An 18953-nucleotide genomic window follows, 5' to 3' on the forward strand; every position below is an offset into this window, starting at 1 on the left:
CGGAACACGATCTTCGGGTTGTGCTTCTGCAGCACCTTGGTGATGGCCGCCGTCAACGTGGTCTTGCCGTGATCGATGTGTCCGATCGTCCCTACGTTCACGTGCGGCTTGCTGCGATCGAATTTTACTTTCGCCATGTGCCTTCCTTACGAAGGTCGGTACAGCGCGTGAAACTTGTGACGCAACTCGTCCGGCAACTGCTCGATGGCCGTCAGGTAGTACTCGCGCATCTGGCCCTGATCCGAGAGCGTGAGCGCCCGGTACAGCTCCTCATCCCGGTTCGGCGAAGCGTCCCGAGCCGCGTCCTTGAGCAATCCCTGCACCAGGATCTCCTCGAACTCCCGGATGCGGATGCGGCGCGCGGACAGACTTTTCAAGAATCGCTCCGCCGCCGGACCCAGGCCCCGGTCGATCCTGGCCTGCAACTCCTGAAACGCCTGCCGATTCTCGATCCCGATGCCCGCCTGCGTGAATTCCGCCTGATCCATAACTTGCAAAATCACGAATCTCTGGAGCGGGAGACGGGAATCGAACCCGCGACCAACAGCTTGGAAGGCTGTGACTCTACCACTGAGTTACTCCCGCCCTTCCCAAACTCCAGATCCTTCGACTCGCCCGCCGCAGCGGGCTCGCTCAGGATTTCGCCTGCGGGCTCCCACTCGGCTTCGCCTCGTTCACGCCCGCAAAACGGCTCAAGTTACTCCCGCCCTTCCTGCGCTCCCCTCGAAATCCTGGAGCCGATGACCAGGATTGAACTGGTGACCTCTCCCTTACCAAGGGAGTGCTCTACCAACTGAGCTACATCGGCTCAATCTCCTGGTCCTCCGGTTCGCGGCGCTCGCGCTGCCAATTGAGCAGCGTCTTGACGGCGATCGCCACCAGCACCGCCAGCGTGGCCAGCCGGAAGCGCATATCACTGAGCGTCATCCAAGCGGCCAGAGCCAAGACTGCGTAGGCTCCCAGCGCAAGCCACAGCTTCATTGCCAAAAAATCCTGGTGGACAGGGGAGGATTCGAACCTCCGTAGCTCCAAGGAGCGGCAGATTTACAGTCTGCTGCCATTAACCGCTCGGCCACCTGTCCACAACCAAACCGAGCCTTTCGCTCTGGGCGCACGTCCCGGTCCGGGTCACGATCCGCGCGCAACGTCCTGCGGGGGACTGCAATGCGAAGACAGCAAGGAATGCGCGAACATACGTCCGCACACGAAATCCGCGTGCCGGGAAAAGTATCTATAAGGAGTGTGTTCCCCTTGAAGACCCGCGCGCCGCAACCTTGAAATCTTCCGCCACTCCCGCGCTCCCCCGGCGCGGGCAAATTGTGTTCTCTGGAGCTGGCGAAGGGATTCGAACCCCTGACCCCCTGATTACAAATCAGGTGCTCTACCAGCTGAGCTACGCCAGCCGATTCCTTCGCGTTTGCTCCCATGTGCGCTCGAAAGGTCCCAGGCGCACAGAGAGCCCCAAAAGCTTCAGGACAACCAATAAACTTTAGCACACCAGCCACTTACCCGCAAGGAACTCAAATTGCTGGTAGTGGGTGGTTTTAGTGTTTATGGCAAATAAGCTCCTCTACGGTCCAGACGTGGTCGGCCAGCCCGGCTTGCATGGCGGGTGTGACCCGCAGGGTCAGGTGCGGGCGGCAGAAGTTGTGTACCAGGCGACGTACAGGGCCACGGCTGCCTTGAGGTTGGCAAGGGTGTTGGAAATGCCGCTCGTTTTACGGGCAAAGCGCCGCAGGTGCATCCGCACGGTCAGGTTGGCCCGCTCGATGTGGCTGGTGGAGATACGGGTAAAGTCAGGGCTGCCGCTCCGAACACGGGGGACGGCGGCTATGACCCTACCGGAGCCGTACCATTCTGGCCCCGGCTCGGAGCGCCCGTAAATCTTCTGCAATTGGGCGAAGTCGGTGTCGGCCCCGAACCATTCCTCGATGGCCCCGACATAGCCCTTGAAGGCGTCGCTGGTTATCTGGAAGCGCCCAACCGTCCGCTGGCTCAGGTCAAAGACGAAGCGGTAGGCGTTGAGGGCGTTTCGCCCCCCGATGTGGTAGGAGAGAATCATCTTGGTTTCGCTGTCCAGCGCCAGCCACACCCACTGGTCACCCCATCCGGCGGGCGACTTGGGGCGGACGTTTTTCCCGTGGCAGCCGACCATGCACCAAAGCTCATCGAGCTGGACAAACTTGGGGCGCACGTTGCGAACCTGAGTATCGAAAACCCGGTGCGCGTTCTCTGCCGCCGTGTTCATCAGCGCGAGGATCGTCTGCTGGTGGAGTCCCATCAGACGAGAAATGGCGCGGACGCTGGTTCCCTCAAGCATGAGCGACAGGACTTTCGAGGCGGTTTCCGGGTCGGTGTAGTGCTCCCCAAAGGTGGTGTGGGGAGCGGCGAAAGTAGAGCGGCAGGAACGGCAGCGGAACCGCTGAATACGCCGCTTTCCGTAGTATCCGAATCTCCTAGCAGTATCGTGCTTACAACGGATGCAAACCATATCGGACTTGCCTTTCTCGCGGGGCAGACCGATAATTCCGTTGCGGTCGGCATACGGCTAACCCCGTGTGCTGATTCACCCCGCTTCCCGGTTCGCGCCGGGGGCGGGGCAGTTAAAGTTGGGGTGGCTGGTCGGCCTCGAACCGACAACCAGAGGATTACAAATCCTCCGCTCTTCCTGCTTGAGCTACAGCCACCACAGGGAGGGGGCATTCAAGGGTTCGCGCCTTTGAATGCCCTTTCGTTATTCAGTCATCGGTGGGTCTCGCATAGTCGTTCTCCTTTCCACCCGGATTGGACTCCACACTCATTTCAATCTCTCCTTCAACCAGTCAAGCATTGGGGGAGGCGGGGGAAGGCCGCCCTTCCACATATAGCTTCCGCCCTTGAAATTAACGAACGTCACTTGTCCTTTTTTCTTGAGTCTTTGCAGGACAGTGTGGATGGATGCCATAACGTTGCTGTACTTGGAAATATCAAAACCACCCTTGGAGATCGCTTCCCTAATCTCGACGGGGGTCATGAACCTATGAAGTGGGATTTGGCCATGAGAGGCTTTCCCGAGGACGTACCGAATGGCGTCCGTCAGCCCCAATTGCTTAATAGGGTCTTCAACGGATTCGCCGCAAAGTGCGGCGAGATGCGCGATGTCCTCTTGAAGTTTGCGGCTGCGCATCTCCAAAGACTGGCGCTCCCTGACATTCTCAACAAGCTCATCTTGGGCCGCTTCCAAAAGCTCTTTAAAGCGGGCCTTTTCGGCTTCGGGGTCGTAGATGGGCACCATGGAGGTAATTAGACACTATGTGCAAAGGCTTGTAAACAATAAAATCACATCAAGTGAAAGAGCTGTCGACTTGGGAGTTGGTGATTAAAGCTTGCCAAGAGCGAATCCAGCAACTACAGGGTTGCCTGGAATACTTTCAAAGCCGCCGGGAAAGCGGCGACCCCTTCCCCGGCCTTGGGCCGCTGAAGGCAAAGTGGGCCGCCAAAGCAGCAACACGGAAATAGAGCAGCACCAAATTGCTCACCGGCCCTCCCTAGTTAACTCTATGGTTAACCTCCGGGCGGGTGCTATGATGCCGCTTTTCGGACAGGAAACCCATGCGCAGGCGCAGGCTGTGGATCGTTATTTTGCTCCTTCTGGTGGCAGCTGCCATCGTTTCTTTGGTCACGCTGCGGCGGCGCGCCGCCCCTGAGGCCGTCCGCCTGCTTCCGGAGGCCGACGCCGTCCTTTACGTGAATCTGGGCCTGATCCGCGTGGCGACCCCGGTCCCCCAGATCCCAGAGGTGACCCGCGAGGCCGACTACGCGGCCTTCGTGCGCGAGACCGGATTCGAGTTCGAGCGCGATCTGGACGACGTGGCGCTGGCCCTGCACTCCGTGCCGCTACCGCCTCCCCAGCCCGGGACACCGCCCTCGGGCGTCCAGCCCTTGCCCTACCGGACCTCGGAGATCTTCGTGGGGCGCTTCCACTCCGAGCGCCTCTCGGCCTACCTGAAGAAGCTGGCCGCGAGCAGCGAACGCTACGGGGATTCCGACATCTACAACATCCCCTACGAAGGACGCACGGTGCGCGTGTCCCTGCTGGGAGTGGATATGGTGGCGGTCTCGAACGAGGATGACCCCGGGGTGATGCGCAGGATGATCGACCGCTACCACAGCCTGGCCCAGCCCATGGGAGGCCCGTCGCTGGTGCGCGAGCACTATGCGCGCGTCCCCGTGGGGAGCGTGGCCTGGGTGATCGGCCGCATCCCCACGCGCGCGGCAGCCGCCGGCAGGCCCAACGCCCTGGGCATGGCCCAGCAGATGGCGGGAGGCAGTACCGTGGTGGCCTCGGTGCGCTACCAGGGCTCCATCCAGGTCCGGGTGGAAGCCATCACGGCGAGCGCGCCGGAGGCCAAGCAGCTCAGCGACAGCCTGGGCGCCCTGCTGGCGCTCTTCCGCGGCGCCGGCGCCAGCGTGAGGGGCGAGGGCCCGGACCCGGACGTCAAAGCCTTCTTCGACAGCATCGAGGTCCACCCGGAAGAGCAGAGCATGGTACTCACCGCCACGCTGCCGCCGCGTGCCATCCAAAAGGTGCTGGCCCAGCCACCGGCCAGCCCCGCCCCGCCGCCTCCCGCTCCAGAGACAAAAAAGCCCGCGCCGCGGCGCGGGGCACGATAGTCCGGGCGGCTCAGAAGCCGGCGGTGGAGTGCGTGGTTTGTGCCAAAGTCAGGCGCAGGTATTTGTAGGGATTGACGGGCGTGTTGTTGATGCGCACCTCGTAGTGTAGGTGGGGTCCGGTGGAGCGGCCGCTCAAGCCCACATAGCCGATGATGTCGCCGCGGTGCACTCTCTGCCCCGGGGCCACGGCGAATGCGGCCAGGTGCCCGAAGCGGGTGGAGATGCCGTTTCCGTGGGTGATCACCACCATGCGGCCGTATCCGCCCATGACCTCCGAAAAGATGACCAGGCCGTCGGCCGGAGCCACGACCGCGTGGCCGTAGGAGGTGGAGATATCCACGCCGCTGTGGAATGCGCCCTCTCCGTTGAAGGGGTCGATGCGCTCGCCGAAGGAGCCAGTGACCGTGCCTTCGACCGGCCACAGGTTGGGAGCCGCCGCCAGACGCAGCCAGTCGGCGGTGGTGGCGCCGCGGCCAGGATCGAAAGTCATGGCGATGGAGGCGGCGCCGCTCATGGCGGTGGTGCGCAGCGCCTGGAACTGGCCCAACGAGGTCACGAACTGCTGGTCGGTGAAGTCGCTGCTTGAGGCGTCGACCAGCGCCGGGTCCGACTTCAGCCCATACAGCGCCGAGACCTCACTGGCCAACGAGCCCAGCGAGGCGGCCTGGATCTCATTTTCCTGGGCTACCTGCTCCAGCTGCGAGTAGCGGCTCTTGAGCGCGTCCTTCTCCGTGCGCAACTGGTTGAAGCGCCCCACCTTGGCCAGCATCCGGGCGTAAGAGCCGGCCATGCCGGTGATGCTGAACATGCCAATCACCGCCCCTGCCAGGAACACGTAAAGGTAGTGCAATGGGATGGGGATCTTGCGGAGTTGTCCCTCCGCGTCCCGGGTCACCAGCAGGATGTAATAGCGCTTGCGCAGAAAGTTCGGTCCCTTCGTCTGACAACAGTTCGTGTTCGGTTCCCTACCTTGATCGGCCCGACCGTTGCTCATGACCGCGTTTGCCTCCGCAGTTTGGAGGCCAATGCATCCCGCGGCGGACGGAGTCGAATTCCGTCCTCGGGCCAGCAGTTTCAGAGTTCTCTGGGTATAACGGCCCGGCAACCCTACCAAAGGGGGTAGGGCCTGTCAACCGGGGGGCTGAGGATTTCTGGGCCCCGGCGGGGGGGCGGATCGAAGATTTCTGGGCCCCAGAAGGGGGCCCGGCCCTGGGTCGACTCCTATATAGTTTGACTTGCTTGAACCTCTCCGAAAGAGACCTAATTCGGCTGGTCCGCACCCGGGCGGCGCGGGGCTCTGCGGCGGTGCTCCAGGGCATCGGGGACGACTGTGCGCGCCTCGCGCCCCAGCCCGTCTACGAGACCCTGGTCACGACCGACTTCAGCCTGGAGGAGGTGCACTTTCGCCGGGCGTTGCATCCGGCTGAGTCTGTCGGCCACCGTGCACTGGCGCGCGGGCTGAGCGACGTCGCCGCCATGGGCGGGGAGCCCATGGCCGCTTTCCTCTCCCTGGCGCTTCCCGAGAAGCTGCCCCAGCGCTGGGTGGATGGCTTCCTGCGCGGCTTCCTGGCCTTGGCCCGGAAGTTCGGCGTGGTGCTGGCGGGGGGAGACACGGCGGAGTCGCCGGGCGGCGGCGGGATTTTGGCAGACGTCGTGGTGGTGGGCCGCGTTCCCAAGGGACAGGCAGTGCTGCGCTCCGGAGCGCGTCCCGGCGACGGGATTTATGTGACCGGGGAGTTGGGAGGCTCGGCCGCCGTCCTGCACCAGCTTCGCGAGTCGGGCAGGAGCCCGAAGGGCAAGCTGCACGCCGCGCACTTCTTCCCGGTGCCACGCGTCGCCGCCGGATGCGCGTTGCGGCAGAAGCGCCTGGCCTCGGCCATGATCGACGTGAGCGACGGCCTCTCTACCGACCTTTCCCACATTTGCGAGGAGAGCGGCGTGGGCGCGCTGGTGAATGATCCCAGCGTTCCGCGTCCGGTGCTCCCTGGCGCCAGTTCCCTGCATTTCGCCCTGCACGGTGGCGATGACTACGAACTGCTGTTCACCGCGCCCCGTTCGCGCCCGATCCCGGCGAAGATCGCCGGGGTGCGGGTAACGCGCATCGGCGAGATTGTGAAAGCGAAAGGCATGTGGCTGGTGGACGCCCACGGCCAGCGGAAGCCGCTCGAAGCCCGCGGCTGGCAGCACTTCGCCGGCTGAGGATTCATCCGCAGGCTTCGCGGACCTCTTTCCAGGAAGCCTTGAACGTGCCGCGTTCTGTGGCGCCGTCCTTGAAGGACGGTTCGTAGTTTCCCTCGGCTTTCGTGCCATCGAACTTCTCCAACATCACGTGGCCGCGTTCGGCGGATTCGCAGGCGCCCGGCTGCGGACAGCACACCGCGTTGCCCGACTGCATCTGCATGTGCTCGAGCTCGAAGGTGCGCGGCTTGGGTGAGTGTTCCCTGGGGCAGGTCGCGGTACAGGGTGAGGAAGAGGCGCGCGTCGCTCTTCCCCGGGTTCTCGACCTTGGTCAATATGATTTGCAGCGCGGGGCCGTCCCAGGGCGCGCAGGCGTGGCGGATGGTGGCGAAGGGAAACGCGGCAGGCGGCGGCGCGATGCGTTCGCCCTCCGGCGGAAGAGTCATGGCGTCCACGCAGGCGTGGCGGCGGCAGGTGGCTCGGAAAGGGATGGGCGAGCAAGCCTGCCGCATCCGCCATTTGAGGGTACAGGCCTCGCCGGCACGCTGCTGCAGAGCCAGCAACCGCCGCTCCCGCTCCCCCGCCAGCTTGTGCTTGCGCACGACCACGGCGCGGTCGCAGGGGGTGGCGCGGTAGTAGTAGCCCTCGCAATCGCTGTCCGTGCGGCAGGCGCGGGAGAAGGTGCCGAGGTATTTTTCGAGATCCTCCTTGGCGGATTCGCAGGAGGGCTGATCTTCCTTGTTCTGCTGGTTCTGCTGCTTCTGGGCCGCCGGGGCGGCCGAAAGCAGCAGGCAGAACGCAAACACAAGTGCGGGACGCATGGTTCCCTCCTTGCTCCCAAGAACGTGGACTCTCGGGCTTCTTGCAGCGGGCCCCAGGGCGCCGGCCCCGCGGGGGTACCCGGCCCCTGCGGGAGTACCCAGCCCCTGCGGGAGTACGATGATAGCGTGCCTCTGCCCGAACCAGTCCTGGAATACATGCACCGCCACAGTCTGCTGAAGGCCGGTGACCAGGTGGCGGCGGCGGTCTCCGGAGGCGCGGATTCGACCGCCCTGCTGCGCCTGCTGCTGGAGCTGCGGGGCGAGCTGGGAATCGTTCTGTCGGTCGCCCACTTCCACCACGGGATTCGCGGCGCCGAAGCGGATGCGGACGCTGAGTTCGTCGCCCGCCTGGCCAAGTCACACGACCTGGAGCTGCACTCCGGAAGCGGCGACGCGCCCGCGCACTCGCGCGCGCGTCAAGCGAGTCTCGAAACGGCGGCGCGCCAGTTGCGCTACCAATTCTTCGCGGGGCTGCTCAAGACCGGCGCGGCGGACAAGATCGCCACCGGGCACACGCTCGACGACCAGGCGGAGACCGTGCTGATGAAGTCGCTGCGGGGCGCGGGGACCCGCGGGCTGGCGGGCATCTACCCGGCGCTCCACAACGGCATGGTGCGGCCCTTGCTCGGAGTCCGCCGCAGCGAGGTCGAAGAGTATCTGCGGGACCTGGGCCAGGACTGGCGCGAGGACTCCACGAACCGCGACCGGCAGCACCTGCGCAACCGCGTGCGCCACGAGCTGGTGCCGCTGCTGGAGCGCGACTTCAATCCCGAAGTCACGCGCGTGCTGGCCGAGAGCGCCGAAGTCGCCCGCGCCGAAGAGGACTTCTGGCAGCGCGAGATGGAGCGCCTGCTCCCCGAGGTCAGCGCGCAGGGGGAAGCATCGCTGAAGCTCAATGCGCTGTTGGCCCAGCCGCTGGCGGTGCAGCGCCGGTTGGTGCGGGCGGCGCTGGAGCGCGCGGGCGCCGGCTTCGACTTCCGTCATGGGGAAGAGATCCTGCGGTTGGCGCAAAAGTCCCGCGGAGCGGTGGAACTTCCCGGCGGCTGGCGCGTGGTCCGCTGGAAAAGTGATCTGCGCATCGAGAAGCGCGGGGAGAGAGCAGGAGCGCGGGTCTCCCCGGCCCGCGCCGAGCGGGGCTCCGGTGGCCGGGCTGGCGAGAGCGATCGAAGCGCCGGTGGTTGCGACCGGAAAGGGGGCGTCAGGGTATAATCCGACCGGCTTTTTGATCTGCGGCGGGATTCCCTTCATCGTGGCCAGCAAGAACCAATCCGACAGCAAGGGCAAGGTTCTGTTCAGTGAGGAGCAGATCCGCAAGCGCGTGGCCGAGCTCGCCCGCCAGATCTCCAAGGACTATGAGGGTAAGACCCTGTACGCAGTGGGGGTGCTGGAGAACAGCTTCATCTTCATGGCCGACCTGGTACGCGCCGTGGATGTCCCCATGGTCTGCCAGTTCATGAAACCGGAGTTCTCGGAGAAGAAGCTGGGCAAGATCTCCACCATGGAGATCAAGTTCAGCCCCGAGATCCATGTGAAGGGCCAGCACGTGCTGCTGATCGAGGGCCTGGTGCAGTCGGGCGTGACCAGCGAATTCCTGCTGCGCAACCTGACGGGGCGGGGCGCAGCCTCGGTGAAACTGGCCACCTTCCTGGACAAGCAGTCCTCGCGGAAGCTCTCGCTGCAGCCTGATTACTTCGCTTTTCTGGTGGACGAATCTTTCGTGGTGGGCTACGGCCTGGGCTCGCCGGAGATGGGACGCAACCTGCCCTACGTGACCTCCGCGCCGCCGGCGGGCGCGCCCTCGGCGCGCTAACCGCCACGAAACTTTTTCCCGGCAAAAAGGTTACAATCGTCTGGAGCCGTGAAGCGTGGCCCCGGCATCTAATTTATCGTGAGGGCGCGGGGTTGAGCGCCCCCGTGGCGGTCCAGGGAGCATTCGAGTGAATTCGACGCTGAAGACGATCCTGTTCTGGGTGGCCATCGCCATCTCCGGAGTTTTGCTGTGGATGGTGGTGGTGCGCGCCGGCGCCGTCGGCCAGAAGGAAAAGGAGATCAACTTCTCCGAGTTCATGACCCAGGTGGACGCGGGCAACGTCGCCGAGGTCACCCTGACCGCCAGCGAAGTCCGCGGCAAATTCAACAACGACCCCAAGGGCACCTTCCACACCACCGTCCCCGCCAACTACCCGGACATGATCAAGATCCTGCGCGACAAGGGCGTGAACATCATCGTGAAGGACGCCTCGGCCGCCGGGTGGACGTGGCTCATCCAGCTCTCGCCCATTTTGGTGATCGGAGTGCTGTTCATGATCATGATGCGGCAGCTGCAGGCCGGCGGGAACAAAGCGCTGTCCTTCGGCAAAAGCCGCGCCCGCCTGCTCTCCATGCAGCAGAAGAAGGTCACCTTCAAGGACGTGGCCGGCGTGGAAGAAGCCAAGGAAGAGCTGAAAGAGATCATCGAGTTCCTGCGCGAGGCGCAGAAGTTCCAGAAGCTGGGCGGACGCATCCCCAAGGGCGTGCTGCTGGTGGGCCCTCCGGGAACCGGCAAGACGCTGCTGGCGCGCGCCATCGCCGGCGAAGCCAACGTGCCCTTCTTCTCCATCTCCGGCTCCGACTTCGTGGAGATGTTTGTGGGCGTGGGCGCCAGCCGGGTCCGCGACCTGTTCGAGCAGGGCAAGAAGAACGCTCCCTGCATCATCTTCATTGATGAGATCGACGCCGTCGGCCGCCATCGCGGCGCCGGGTTGGGCGGCGGCCACGACGAGCGCGAGCAGACCCTGAACCAACTTCTGGTGGAGATGGACGGTTTCGAGTCCAACGATGGCGTGATCCTGATCGCCGCCACCAACCGCCCCGACGTGCTCGATCCGGCGCTGTTGCGCCCGGGGCGCTTCGACCGCCGCGTGGTCGTGCCCTATCCCGACGTCCGCGGACGCGAGGAGATCCTGCGCGTCCATACCCGCAAGATCCCACTCAACGACGACGTCGAACTCTCCGTGCTCGCCCGCGGCACACCCGGGCTCTCCGGCGCCGACCTGGCCAACATGGTGAACGAGGCGGCGCTTTTGGCCGCGCGCCACAACCGCAAGGCCGTCCTCATGTACGACTTCGAGCTGTCCAAGGACAAGGTGCTGATGGGCGCGGAGCGCAAATCACTGATCCTCTCCGACGAGGAGAAGAAAACCACCGCCGTCCACGAGGGCGGACACGCCCTGGTGGGCACCATGCTGCCCTTCTCCGATCCCATCCACAAGGTCACCATCATCCCTCGCGGTATGGCCCTGGGCGTCACCATGTATCTCCCGCTCGACGACAAGCACACCTACCGCAGGGAGTATTTGGAAACCCGCCTGGCCATGATGCTGGGGGGACGGGTGGCGGAGGAACTCTTCCTCAACCAGATCACCACCGGCGCCAGTGACGATCTGGAGCGCGCCACCGACATGGCCCGCCGCATGGTCTGCGAGTGGGGCATGAGCGAGATGGGCCCGCTCACTTTCGGCAAGAAGGAAGAGCAGATCTTCCTGGGCCGCGAGATCGCCCAGCACCGCGACTTCAGTGAGGAGACGGCGCAGAAGATCGACCGCGAAGTGCGGAAGTTCATCGACGCCGCCTACCAGTCCGCGCGCACCGTCCTCGAAAACAACCGCGAACCCTTGCGGCGCATCGCCGACGCCCTGCTGGAGCGCGAAGTGCTCGATGCCAGCGAGGTCAAGCTGCTCATCGAGGGCAAGGAGTTGCCCGCCAAACGCCTCGCGCCTCCAGACGAAGGGACGCAGCAAGTCATCAAGCCCGAGCCCGGCCGCGCCACCGGCCTGGCTGCCGGCGAAAAACCAGCGCCAGCGTAGATTTAGTTCTCGGTCCTCGGTTCTCAGTTTTCAGTTCTCGGTTCTCAGCAGGGCGGCCGACAGGCCGCTCTCTTCTTTTGCGCTGTCATCCTGAGCTCGCCGCAGGCGAGCGAAGGACCTTGCGCTTGCTTTTGACTTGTCATCCTGAGCGGAGCGCAGCCTAGCGTCGCGAGGCGAGCGCAGTCGAAGGACCCCTGCCCTCTCCGGTATATTGTTCCCCTGCTTGCGGAGGCTCTATGAAGAAGGCGCTTGCGGTTGGAATCTTCATCCTGATCCTGGGATTCGCGGTCGTGGCTCAACAACCGGCTCAACAGCCGGCGACGACACCGACGCCGGCCCACGAGCTCTACCGCATCATTTTCTTCAAGGCCGCGCTCGGCAAGCTCCCCGACCTGATCGACGCCTACAAGAATGTCCCCGTGCCGGACAACATGACGCCCCGGCCCATGGTCTTCCGCCATCAGTCCGGGGACGACTGGGACCTGATGGTCCTCTACCCCATGGGCGCCAAGGCCTCGCTGGACGCCAACCCGCCCGCGCCTCCCGAGGCCATCCGCAGGTTCAAGGAACGGGTGATGGCCGACTACGCCTGGCACGCCGACACCTACGCCAGCGGCCCGCCGCTCGAGGTGGTGCAGAAGGCTCTGGCTGCGCCGCCGAATGCGGCCCAGCCCGGCAATCCCGGCGGGCTGTACTTGGTGGAGGAATCCGTGGCGCTGGCCGGGCATCACGAAGCACTGGGGAAGTTCCTGGACCGCGACATGGCCGCGGCGCGGGCGCGCGGCTCCGTCAAGTTCGAGCACGCGCAGGGAGCGCCCTGGGACTTCCTGGTGATCTTCCGCTACGCCTCGTGGAACGAGTACGCCGCCGCCGAGACCGATCCCGCGGCCGACGACGAGGCCCGCAAGCAGGGCTTCGCCGACGACGCCGCCATTGGACTGGAGTACCGCACGCACATCAGCGCGCACCACGATACGTTCACTTCGCGGATCCAGTGACGACTGATTGTCCTACGAGGAAACCGTAATCAGCGGCTTGGCCTGCGGCAGGACTTCGCCGATGCGCGCGGTGGGGACGCCGGCTTCGTTGAGTTGGCGCAGCAGGTCATCGGCTTGGGGTGCGGCGACGGAGATCAGCAGCCCGCCGGCGGTCTGCGGATCGAAGAGCATGGTCTTCAATTCTTCGGGGATGTTGCCCTCGTAGCCCACCAGGCACTCCGCGAACTCGCGGTTGTTCTTGAGACCGCCGGGGACGAACCCGGCGCGCACGCATTCGAGCGCGCCCACGAGCAGCGGGACCTTGCCGGCGAAGAAGCGCAGGCTGACGGCGGAGGCCAGCGCCATCTCGCGCGCGTGGCCAATCAGGCCGAAGCCGGTGACGTCGGTCATGGCGTGGACCTGGCCTTCACGTTTCACCACCACCTCCATTGCCGCGCGGTTGAGCGTGGTCATGGATTGAGTGGCGGCCTCGATCCATGCCGGCTCCGCCTTGCCGCGCTTGATGGCGGTGGAGATGACGCCCGTCCCCAGCGCCTTGGTGAAGAGCAACGCGTCCCCTGCGCGCGCGCCGGAGTTGGCCAGCACGCGCTTGGGATGCACGGAGCCGGTGACGGCGTAGCCGAACTTGATCTCGTCGTCGCGGATGGAGTGGCCGCCGACCACGGTGCAGCCCGCCTCCATCATCTTGGAAAGTCCGCCGGCCATGATGCGCTCGAGGATGTCGAGGTCGCCCTTCTCGGGAAAGCAGACCAGGGCCAGCGCGCTCATGGGCCGTCCGCCCATGGCATAGACGTCACTCAGCGCGTTCACCGCGGCGATCTGGCCGAAGGTGTAGGGGTCGTCCACGATGGGAGTGAAGAAGTCCACGGTCTGGACCAGCGCCTGGTCAGGCGCGATCTGATACACCCCGGCGTCGTCGGCTGTGTCGAAGCCGATGAGCACGTTCGGGTCCTGTTGCCGGGCTAATTTCCCAAGCACCGTGTCCAGCGCCGCCGGACTCAGCTTGGAAGCTCAACCGGCAGCTTTCGCCGCCTCGGTAAGACGCATGGGCTTTTCATCTGCCATCCAGTCATTCTAACCACGAAGGCACGGAGGCACGGAGAAATCGGAGAAGCGCTGGGAACGGGAAATCGAAGACCCTACTGGAAGCTGACGGCGGTGACGCGCAGCTCGGGAAATCCGCGGTTCCAGTCGGCGGAGACGTGGTCGAAGGTAAGGCGGAACTCGCGGGTCTCGCCGGGCTTGAGCGGGTTCGAGCGCAGGTCGGAGACGTCGATGTAGGGCTTGCGGGCGTGGATGTACATCAGTGGCTGCGATTCCTTCTGCACCATCTCGCCCAGCGAGTTGCGGAAGATGGACTCCACCGTGGCGCCGTTGACCGTCTTGTCCCCGCCGTTGACAACGGTTCCTTCGAGATAGGTGACGGTTGCGCCCACGAAGTTTTGCGCCGTGCTCATCTTCGGGTCCGAGAGGCGCAACTGCGCCGCGTAGGGATGGAGCGGCGAGGCATCGGTCGCGGCGGTCGCCGGTACGGGACTGCGGCTGGAGAGCAGAAACGCAGCGCCCACGGCGGCCACGAGCAACGCCACGGCGATTCCCATCGCCATCCACGGAAACCCGCCCTCTTCGCTTCGCTGGGACGGCGACGGAGGCAGCGGCTCTTCCATGGCCGGATTCTACTACCGCCTGTCGGGCACGGCGGAGACTACTCCCCGGCGACGGTCAGGCCGTCGATGCGCAGCGTGGGAGCGGCAACGGAGCCGCGGAAGTCGAGGTCGCTGGCAATCTCGGAGATGTTCGCGAGCATGTCGCGCAGGTTACCGGCTACGGTGATCTCTTCGACCGGATAGGTCAGCTCGCCGTTGCGGATCCAGAGGCCGCTGGCGCCGCGGGAGAAGTCTCCGGTCACTAGATTCACGCCGTGGCCGAGGAATTCAGTCACGTAGAGGCCGTCGGTGACGCCGGCAATCACCTCTTGCGGCGATTTCGTCCCCGGCTGGAGGAAGAAATTCCCGGGGCCGATGCCGGGAGTGCCGGCCAAGCCGCGCGAGGCGTTGCCGGTGGTGGCGAGTCCCAGCTTCTTTGCGGTGTAGGTGTTGAGCAGGTACGAGCGCAGCACGCCGCGCTCCACTACCACGGTGCGGCGCGTGGGCACGCCTTCGTCGTCGAAGGGCGAGCTGCCCAGGCCGCCGGGGAGCGTGCCGTCGTCGATCACGGTGACGTTCTCGCCGGCGATGCGCTGGCCCAGCTTGCCGGTGAGGAACGAAGCGCTGCGGTAGATGGAGTCGCCGCTCGCGGCTTCAAAGAGATTCCCCAGGATCGAGCGCGCTACCATGGGGTCGAAGATCACAGGGACGCGCGCCGTCGCCACCTTGCGCGCGCCCAGGCGGCGCAGGGTGCGCTGGGCGGCAATCTTCCCCACTTCTTCCGGCGAGTCGAGCTTCTCCAGGCTGCGGGAGACCGAGTACCAGTAGTCGCGCTGCATGGCGCCGCCGTTCGATTGCGCGATGGGGACGGCAGACACCGAGCAGTAGGAGCGCCGGTACTCGCCGACGAATCCGTGCGAGTTGGCCAGCACGCGGTGTCCGCTGGCGGCGTCGAAGGAGCCACCCTCGGAGTTGGAGATGCGCGGATCGACGGCGAGCGCCGCCGCCTCCGTCCGGCGCGCGTAGTCGATGCGCTCGGCCGGTGCGAGCGAGTTGACGTCGTCGGAGTAGAGGTCGAGGTCGCCGGAGAATGCGCCCAGTTGCTCCGGCTCGGGCAGGCCGGCGTGCGGGTCTTCTGACGTCACGCGCGCCAGCGCCAAAGCGCCGCTTACCAATTGTTCTATCCCTTCCGGAGAAAAATCGCTGGTGTAGGTGGAAGCGGCGCGCTGGCCCAGGAAGACGCGCACCCCCAGAGTGCGCGAGCCGGCCTCCTGCAGGGTCTCCACCTGGCCCATGCGCACCACCGTGGAAAAGTTCTCGCCTTCGCGGGCCACCGCCTCGGCGGCGGTGGCGCCACCTTCTCGCGCGCGGCGCACGACGTCAGAAGCGAATTGCTTGAGATCAGTTTCGAATTTCAAGTCTTGAGTACCAGTTCTTATCCCCGCAGGAAGCTGGGATCGGCGTTGGGCGCGGTACCGCCGACGGTCATGCGGTCCACCTTGAGCGTGGGAATGCCGACGCCGACGGGCACGGACTGGCCGTCTTTGCCGCAGGTGCCCACGCCCTCGTCGAGCGCCAGGTCGTGTCCCACCATGGAGACGCGCGTCAAAACGTCCGGCCCGTTGCCGATGAGGGAGCAGTTCTTGAGCGGCGCGGTGATGACGCCGTCCTCGATCAAATAGGCCTCGCTGGCGGAGAAGACGAATTTGCCGTTGGTGATGTCCACCTGGCCGCCGCCGAAGTTGGCGGCATAGATGCCGCGCTTCACCGAGCGCAGGATGTCCGCGGGCGAATCCTCGCCGGCCAGCATGTAAGTGTTGGTCATGCGCGGCATGGGGATGCACTCGTAACTTTCGCGGCGGCCGTTGCCGGTGTCGGCCATGCCCATCAGGCGCGCCGAAAGCTTGTCGGCGAGGTAGCCCTTTAGGATGCCCTTCTCAATGAGTACGGTGTTTTGCGTGGGTGAGCCTTCGTCGTCCACGTTGAGCGAGCCGCGGCGCGAAGGCAGCGTGCCGTTATCCACCACCGTGCATTTTTCGCTGGCCACGCGCTGTCCCTTGAGCCCGGCGAAGGCGGAGGTCTTCTTGCGATTGAAGTCGGCTTCCAGACCGTGGCCGACGGCTTCGTGCAGCAACACGCCCGGCCATCCCGGACCGAGCACAACGGGCATCTCGCCGGCCGGAGCCTCGCGGGCGTCCAGCTGCAAGAGCGCCTGGCGCACCGCTTCCTGCGCGAAGTGCTCCGGAGTTTTTTCATGCAAAAAGAAGCCTAGCTCCACGCGTCCGCCGCCGCCGGAGGAGCCGCGCACGGTGTTGCCGTTCGACTGCGCGATGCACAGCACGCTCATGCGCGCCAGCGGCTGGAAGTCGGAAGCCAGGGTGCCGTCCGAGCCCACCACCAGGATGCGGCGCAGTTCTTCGGCGTAGCTGGCGCGCACCTGAGTGATGCGGGGATCGGCGGCGCGCGCGGCGCGGTCGGCGCGCATCACCAGCTCGACCTTGGCGGGCACGTCGGCGTCCGCTGCGGCCACGGGGTACAACTCGCGCGCGGACTTCTCCTTGAAGCCCTCGACCAGAGTCTTCGACGGGCCGCTGGCGATGAGCGCGGCGGTGCGCGCCGCGTGCAGAATCTTTTCCGGAGCCAGGTCGTCGGTGTGGGCGTAGCCGGTGCGCTCGCCGGAGATCACGCGCACGCCGCAGCCTGCCGAGACGCCCTGCGACGCCGACTTCACCAGCGACTCGTCCATGCTGATGGAGGTGGAGGTGAGGTACTCGAAGTACAGGTCGGCGTAGTCGCCGCCGGCGGAGAGGGCGGCGCCCAGGTAGCGCTCCAGATCGCGCTCCGTCAGCCCGAAGCGCTCGAAGAAGAATTTGCGTTTGTCCATGCTTGAAGGATTGGATGTCCGGAACGGGAAAGACGACTCGCAACCGCCCCGCTTCGATTATGTCATCGCCGCGCGTACCCGGCAAATGACTTGGCCGCAGGTTTTTGCTAGGCTCAGCGCGCTCTGTGCGGGCGGGTCGCCCGCATCCACACAGCAAGGTCCGTTCGCATGACTCCAGAATCGCTGGCCCGAATGCTCGAAACCTATCTGGCCGAGGCGCGCGACGCCGTCGTCCTCGAAGATGGGCAGACGATTTTCGACCTGGCGGCGGGGGCGAATCCTGGAGCGAAGTTTCCCTGACCTGCGGGTCGAACGACTCAGCTCGGCCATGGATCTGGGGCACTCCTTCGGTCCCATCTACTGCCGCGGCCTGCTGCGCCGTGGGCGCTCCGCCTTTGCCGTGCTGGGAGTGAACGCGCAGGGAATGCAGCCCTCCATCGACGCCTCGCTCACCTTCGGCCTGTTGTGGCTGGACCACTGCCGCCAGCGCGAGGCGGCGCGCGCCGTGGTCGAAGGACTGAAGCTGTTCGTTCCGGCGGGGACGGCGGCGGTGGTGCGCGAGCGCATGGCGCACCTGAACCGCGGCGCGGCCAAGTTCGAACTCTACGAACTCAACGAGCCGGAAGAGAGTCTGGAGGCGGTGGACACCGCCGACCGCGGCAACATCTTGACGCGACTCGTGCGCTGTTCCGACAAAGCCGCGGCGCGCGAGCGCTTCGCCGCCTCCATCGCGCGGATCGCTTCCCTGGCGCCGGAGGCGGAGGCGGTGGTGCTCGCGCCCAGCGCGATGGCTTTCCGGCTGCACGGCCTGGAATTCGCGCAGGCTCGCCTCGAAGCGGAGCGCGGCTCGTTCCGCAGCGCCGAGCAAATCGTCTTCGGCGTGGGAGCGAATGAGACGGTGCTCGATGAGAGCAACGCGCCCTTCTTCGAGAACCTCGTCGGCGCGCTGGCGCAGGCGCGGCGGGCTGACGGCAGGCGCGATAATCCGCTGTGGCGGATGCGTCCCGAGCGCTGGCTGGAGTCGCTGGTGGTCGGCGACGTGAGCGCGCTCGACTCGCGGCTGGATCGGGCGGCGGTGTACTCGCAGGTGCCCGCCTTCTCCGCTTCCGACCGGGCGATGATCGACGTGCTCGGGGCCACGCGCGAGGGGCGCCTCGCCGTCCTCGAACTCAAGGCCGAAGAGGACATCCACCTGCCGCTGCAGGGCCTGGACTACTGGGCGCGGGTGAGCTGGCACCACGCCCGCGGCGAATTCCAGCAGTACGGATACTTCCCCGGGCGCGAGCTTTCGGCGGAGGCGCCGCTGCTGTTCTTGGTCGCGCCGGCCTTGCGCGTCCATCCGGCGACCGACACGTTACTGCGGTATCTTGCGCACGAGATCGAATGGACCCTGCTGGGCGTGGACGAACGCTGGCGCGAGGGCGTGCGCGTGGTCTTCCGGAAGAAGCGAACAACCCTTACCGCGGATTGACGCGGATCAAAGCCTTAAACCGCAGAGAACGCGGAGAGAATCCGCAGAGATCGCGGAGGGATCACTCTTTCATTTCGGCGATCTCGGGGCCCTCGGGAACAGCACCACTAGGCGCCTTCTCGCCGTGGAAGACGCGGGAGATGCCGCGCACGATGCGGCGCATAGGCAGTTCGCCTTTGTCGTCGGCGAAGAAAGCTTCGCCGGTCTTGCGGCTGCGGAAGAGCCAGTGCTTGAGCAGGGCAAGGTGCTCCATCAGCTCGAGCGCGGAGGCGGGCTGGAGCGGCGGCGCGGCTGCCAGCGACTCGAGCAGGCGCGACTCCATGGACTGCGGCTGTCCCTCGCGCCGCTGCAAGGGAAAGAGAATCGGCCCGGAGATGCGGCCGGCGTCGATGCGAAACAGGCTGACGGCATCGGGCGCGGCGGCGGGCTGCACCATCAATCCCGCCAGGCGGTCGAG

The 18953-nt window shown here is 65.4% G+C and carries 20 protein-coding genes and 5 tRNA genes; 8 read left to right on the top strand and 17 right to left on the bottom strand.

The genetic code is table 11. From position 1 onward, the window contains the following. The 10 genes from VGQ94_10380 to VGQ94_10425 all read right to left on the bottom strand — a co-directional run. Window positions 1-137: GTP-binding protein (locus VGQ94_10380; protein HEV2022920.1), on the bottom strand; the 137-nt coding region annotated here is incomplete at its 3' end. 9 nt (window positions 138-146) lie between these two features. After that, window positions 147-488, bottom strand: coding sequence for a hypothetical protein (locus tag VGQ94_10385; protein ID HEV2022921.1), 342 nt, complete (start codon window positions 486-488; stop codon window positions 147-149). A gap of 22 nt (window positions 489-510) precedes the next feature. Continuing rightward, window positions 511-585, bottom strand: a tRNA-Gly gene (locus VGQ94_10390). A gap of 147 nt (window positions 586-732) precedes the next feature. Then, window positions 733-808, bottom strand: a tRNA-Thr gene (locus VGQ94_10395). After that, a complete protein-coding gene (locus VGQ94_10400) occupies window positions 799-981 on the bottom strand; it encodes a hypothetical protein (GenBank protein ID HEV2022922.1) in 183 nt (60 codons plus the stop codon). The genes VGQ94_10395 and VGQ94_10400 overlap by 10 nt, the downstream gene beginning before the upstream one ends. A 13-nt stretch (window positions 982-994) precedes the next feature. Then, window positions 995-1082, bottom strand: a tRNA-Tyr gene (locus tag VGQ94_10405). A 245-nt stretch (window positions 1083-1327) separates the two neighbouring features. Beyond that, window positions 1328-1403, bottom strand: a tRNA-Thr gene (locus VGQ94_10410). 224 nt (window positions 1404-1627) lie between these two features. Then, entirely contained in the window at window positions 1628-2320 is a 693-nt protein-coding gene (locus VGQ94_10415; protein ID HEV2022923.1) for a hypothetical protein, read from the bottom strand. A gap of 290 nt (window positions 2321-2610) precedes the next feature. After that, window positions 2611-2687, bottom strand: a tRNA-Thr gene (locus VGQ94_10420). Window positions 2688-2797: 110 nt separating this feature from the next. Further along, window positions 2798-3274, bottom strand: coding sequence for a hypothetical protein (locus VGQ94_10425; protein HEV2022924.1), 477 nt, complete (start codon window positions 3272-3274; stop codon window positions 2798-2800). A 317-nt stretch (window positions 3275-3591) separates the two neighbouring features. On the opposite strand from VGQ94_10425, the gene VGQ94_10430 reads away from it, so the two are divergent. Beyond that, complete coding sequence (locus VGQ94_10430) at window positions 3592-4653, top strand: hypothetical protein (protein HEV2022925.1); 1062 nt, start codon at window positions 3592-3594, stop codon at window positions 4651-4653. A gap of 10 nt (window positions 4654-4663) precedes the next feature. On the opposite strand, the gene VGQ94_10435 is transcribed toward VGQ94_10430, so the two are convergent. Then, window positions 4664-5548: a M23 family metallopeptidase gene (locus VGQ94_10435; GenBank protein HEV2022926.1), complete on the bottom strand. Its 885-nt coding sequence runs from the start codon at window positions 5546-5548 to the stop codon at window positions 4664-4666. A gap of 344 nt (window positions 5549-5892) precedes the next feature. On the opposite strand from VGQ94_10435, the gene thiL reads away from it, so the two are divergent. Next, window positions 5893-6852, top strand: a complete 960-nt coding sequence (thiL, locus tag VGQ94_10440; protein ID HEV2022927.1) for a thiamine-phosphate kinase — start codon at window positions 5893-5895, stop codon at window positions 6850-6852. A 4-nt stretch (window positions 6853-6856) separates the two neighbouring features. On the opposite strand, the gene VGQ94_10445 is transcribed toward thiL, so the two are convergent. Continuing rightward, window positions 6857-7054, bottom strand: a complete 198-nt coding sequence (locus VGQ94_10445; protein ID HEV2022928.1) for a hypothetical protein — start codon at window positions 7052-7054, stop codon at window positions 6857-6859. 724 nt (window positions 7055-7778) lie between these two features. Here VGQ94_10445 and tilS point away from each other — a divergent pair. The 4 genes from tilS (at window position 7779) to VGQ94_10465 (ending at window position 12495) form a co-directional block, all read left to right on the top strand. Further along, on the top strand, window positions 7779-8861 hold the full coding sequence (tilS, locus tag VGQ94_10450; protein ID HEV2022929.1) for a tRNA lysidine(34) synthetase TilS: 1083 nt from the start codon (window positions 7779-7781) through the stop codon (window positions 8859-8861). 13 nt (window positions 8862-8874) lie between these two features. After that, complete coding sequence (locus VGQ94_10455) at window positions 8875-9462, top strand: phosphoribosyltransferase family protein (protein ID HEV2022930.1); 588 nt, start codon at window positions 8875-8877, stop codon at window positions 9460-9462. 127 nt (window positions 9463-9589) lie between these two features. After that, window positions 9590-11497 (top strand): ATP-dependent zinc metalloprotease FtsH, encoded by a 1908-nt coding sequence (gene ftsH / locus VGQ94_10460; GenBank protein HEV2022931.1) that lies wholly within the window; start codon window positions 9590-9592, stop codon window positions 11495-11497. A gap of 236 nt (window positions 11498-11733) precedes the next feature. Next, window positions 11734-12495 carry a hypothetical protein gene (locus tag VGQ94_10465; GenBank protein ID HEV2022932.1) on the top strand — a complete coding sequence of 254 codons (762 nt, stop codon included), beginning with the start codon at window positions 11734-11736 and terminating at the stop codon, window positions 12493-12495. A gap of 12 nt (window positions 12496-12507) precedes the next feature. Here the strand turns inward: VGQ94_10465 and selD are convergent, their stop codons facing one another. The 4 genes from selD to tldD form a co-directional block, all read right to left on the bottom strand. Further along, a complete protein-coding gene (selD, locus tag VGQ94_10470) occupies window positions 12508-13560 on the bottom strand; it encodes a selenide, water dikinase SelD (protein HEV2022933.1) in 1053 nt (350 codons plus the stop codon). A gap of 74 nt (window positions 13561-13634) precedes the next feature. Continuing rightward, a complete protein-coding gene (locus tag VGQ94_10475; protein ID HEV2022934.1) occupies window positions 13635-14162 on the bottom strand; it encodes a DUF2393 family protein in 528 nt (175 codons plus the stop codon). Window positions 14163-14200: 38 nt separating this feature from the next. Further along, window positions 14201-15559: a TldD/PmbA family protein gene (locus VGQ94_10480; protein HEV2022935.1), complete on the bottom strand. Its 1359-nt coding sequence runs from the start codon at window positions 15557-15559 to the stop codon at window positions 14201-14203. A gap of 17 nt (window positions 15560-15576) precedes the next feature. Then, window positions 15577-17025 (bottom strand): metalloprotease TldD, encoded by a 1449-nt coding sequence (tldD, locus tag VGQ94_10485; GenBank protein ID HEV2022936.1) that lies wholly within the window; start codon window positions 17023-17025, stop codon window positions 15577-15579. 168 nt (window positions 17026-17193) lie between these two features. Between tldD and VGQ94_10490 the strand changes: the two genes are divergently transcribed. After that, window positions 17194-17325: a hypothetical protein gene (locus tag VGQ94_10490; protein HEV2022937.1), complete on the top strand. Its 132-nt coding sequence runs from the start codon at window positions 17194-17196 to the stop codon at window positions 17323-17325. Window positions 17326-17353: 28 nt separating this feature from the next. Next, window positions 17354-18496, top strand: coding sequence for a hypothetical protein (locus tag VGQ94_10495; GenBank protein HEV2022938.1), 1143 nt, complete (start codon window positions 17354-17356; stop codon window positions 18494-18496). Window positions 18497-18557: 61 nt separating this feature from the next. On the opposite strand, the gene VGQ94_10500 is transcribed toward VGQ94_10495, so the two are convergent. Further along, window positions 18558-18953: hypothetical protein (locus tag VGQ94_10500; protein HEV2022939.1), on the bottom strand; the 396-nt coding region annotated here is incomplete at its 5' end.

It is taken from the genome of Terriglobales bacterium (genome assembly GCA_035937135.1).
Lineage (GTDB): Bacteria > Acidobacteriota > Terriglobia > Terriglobales > Acidobacteriaceae > DASYVL01.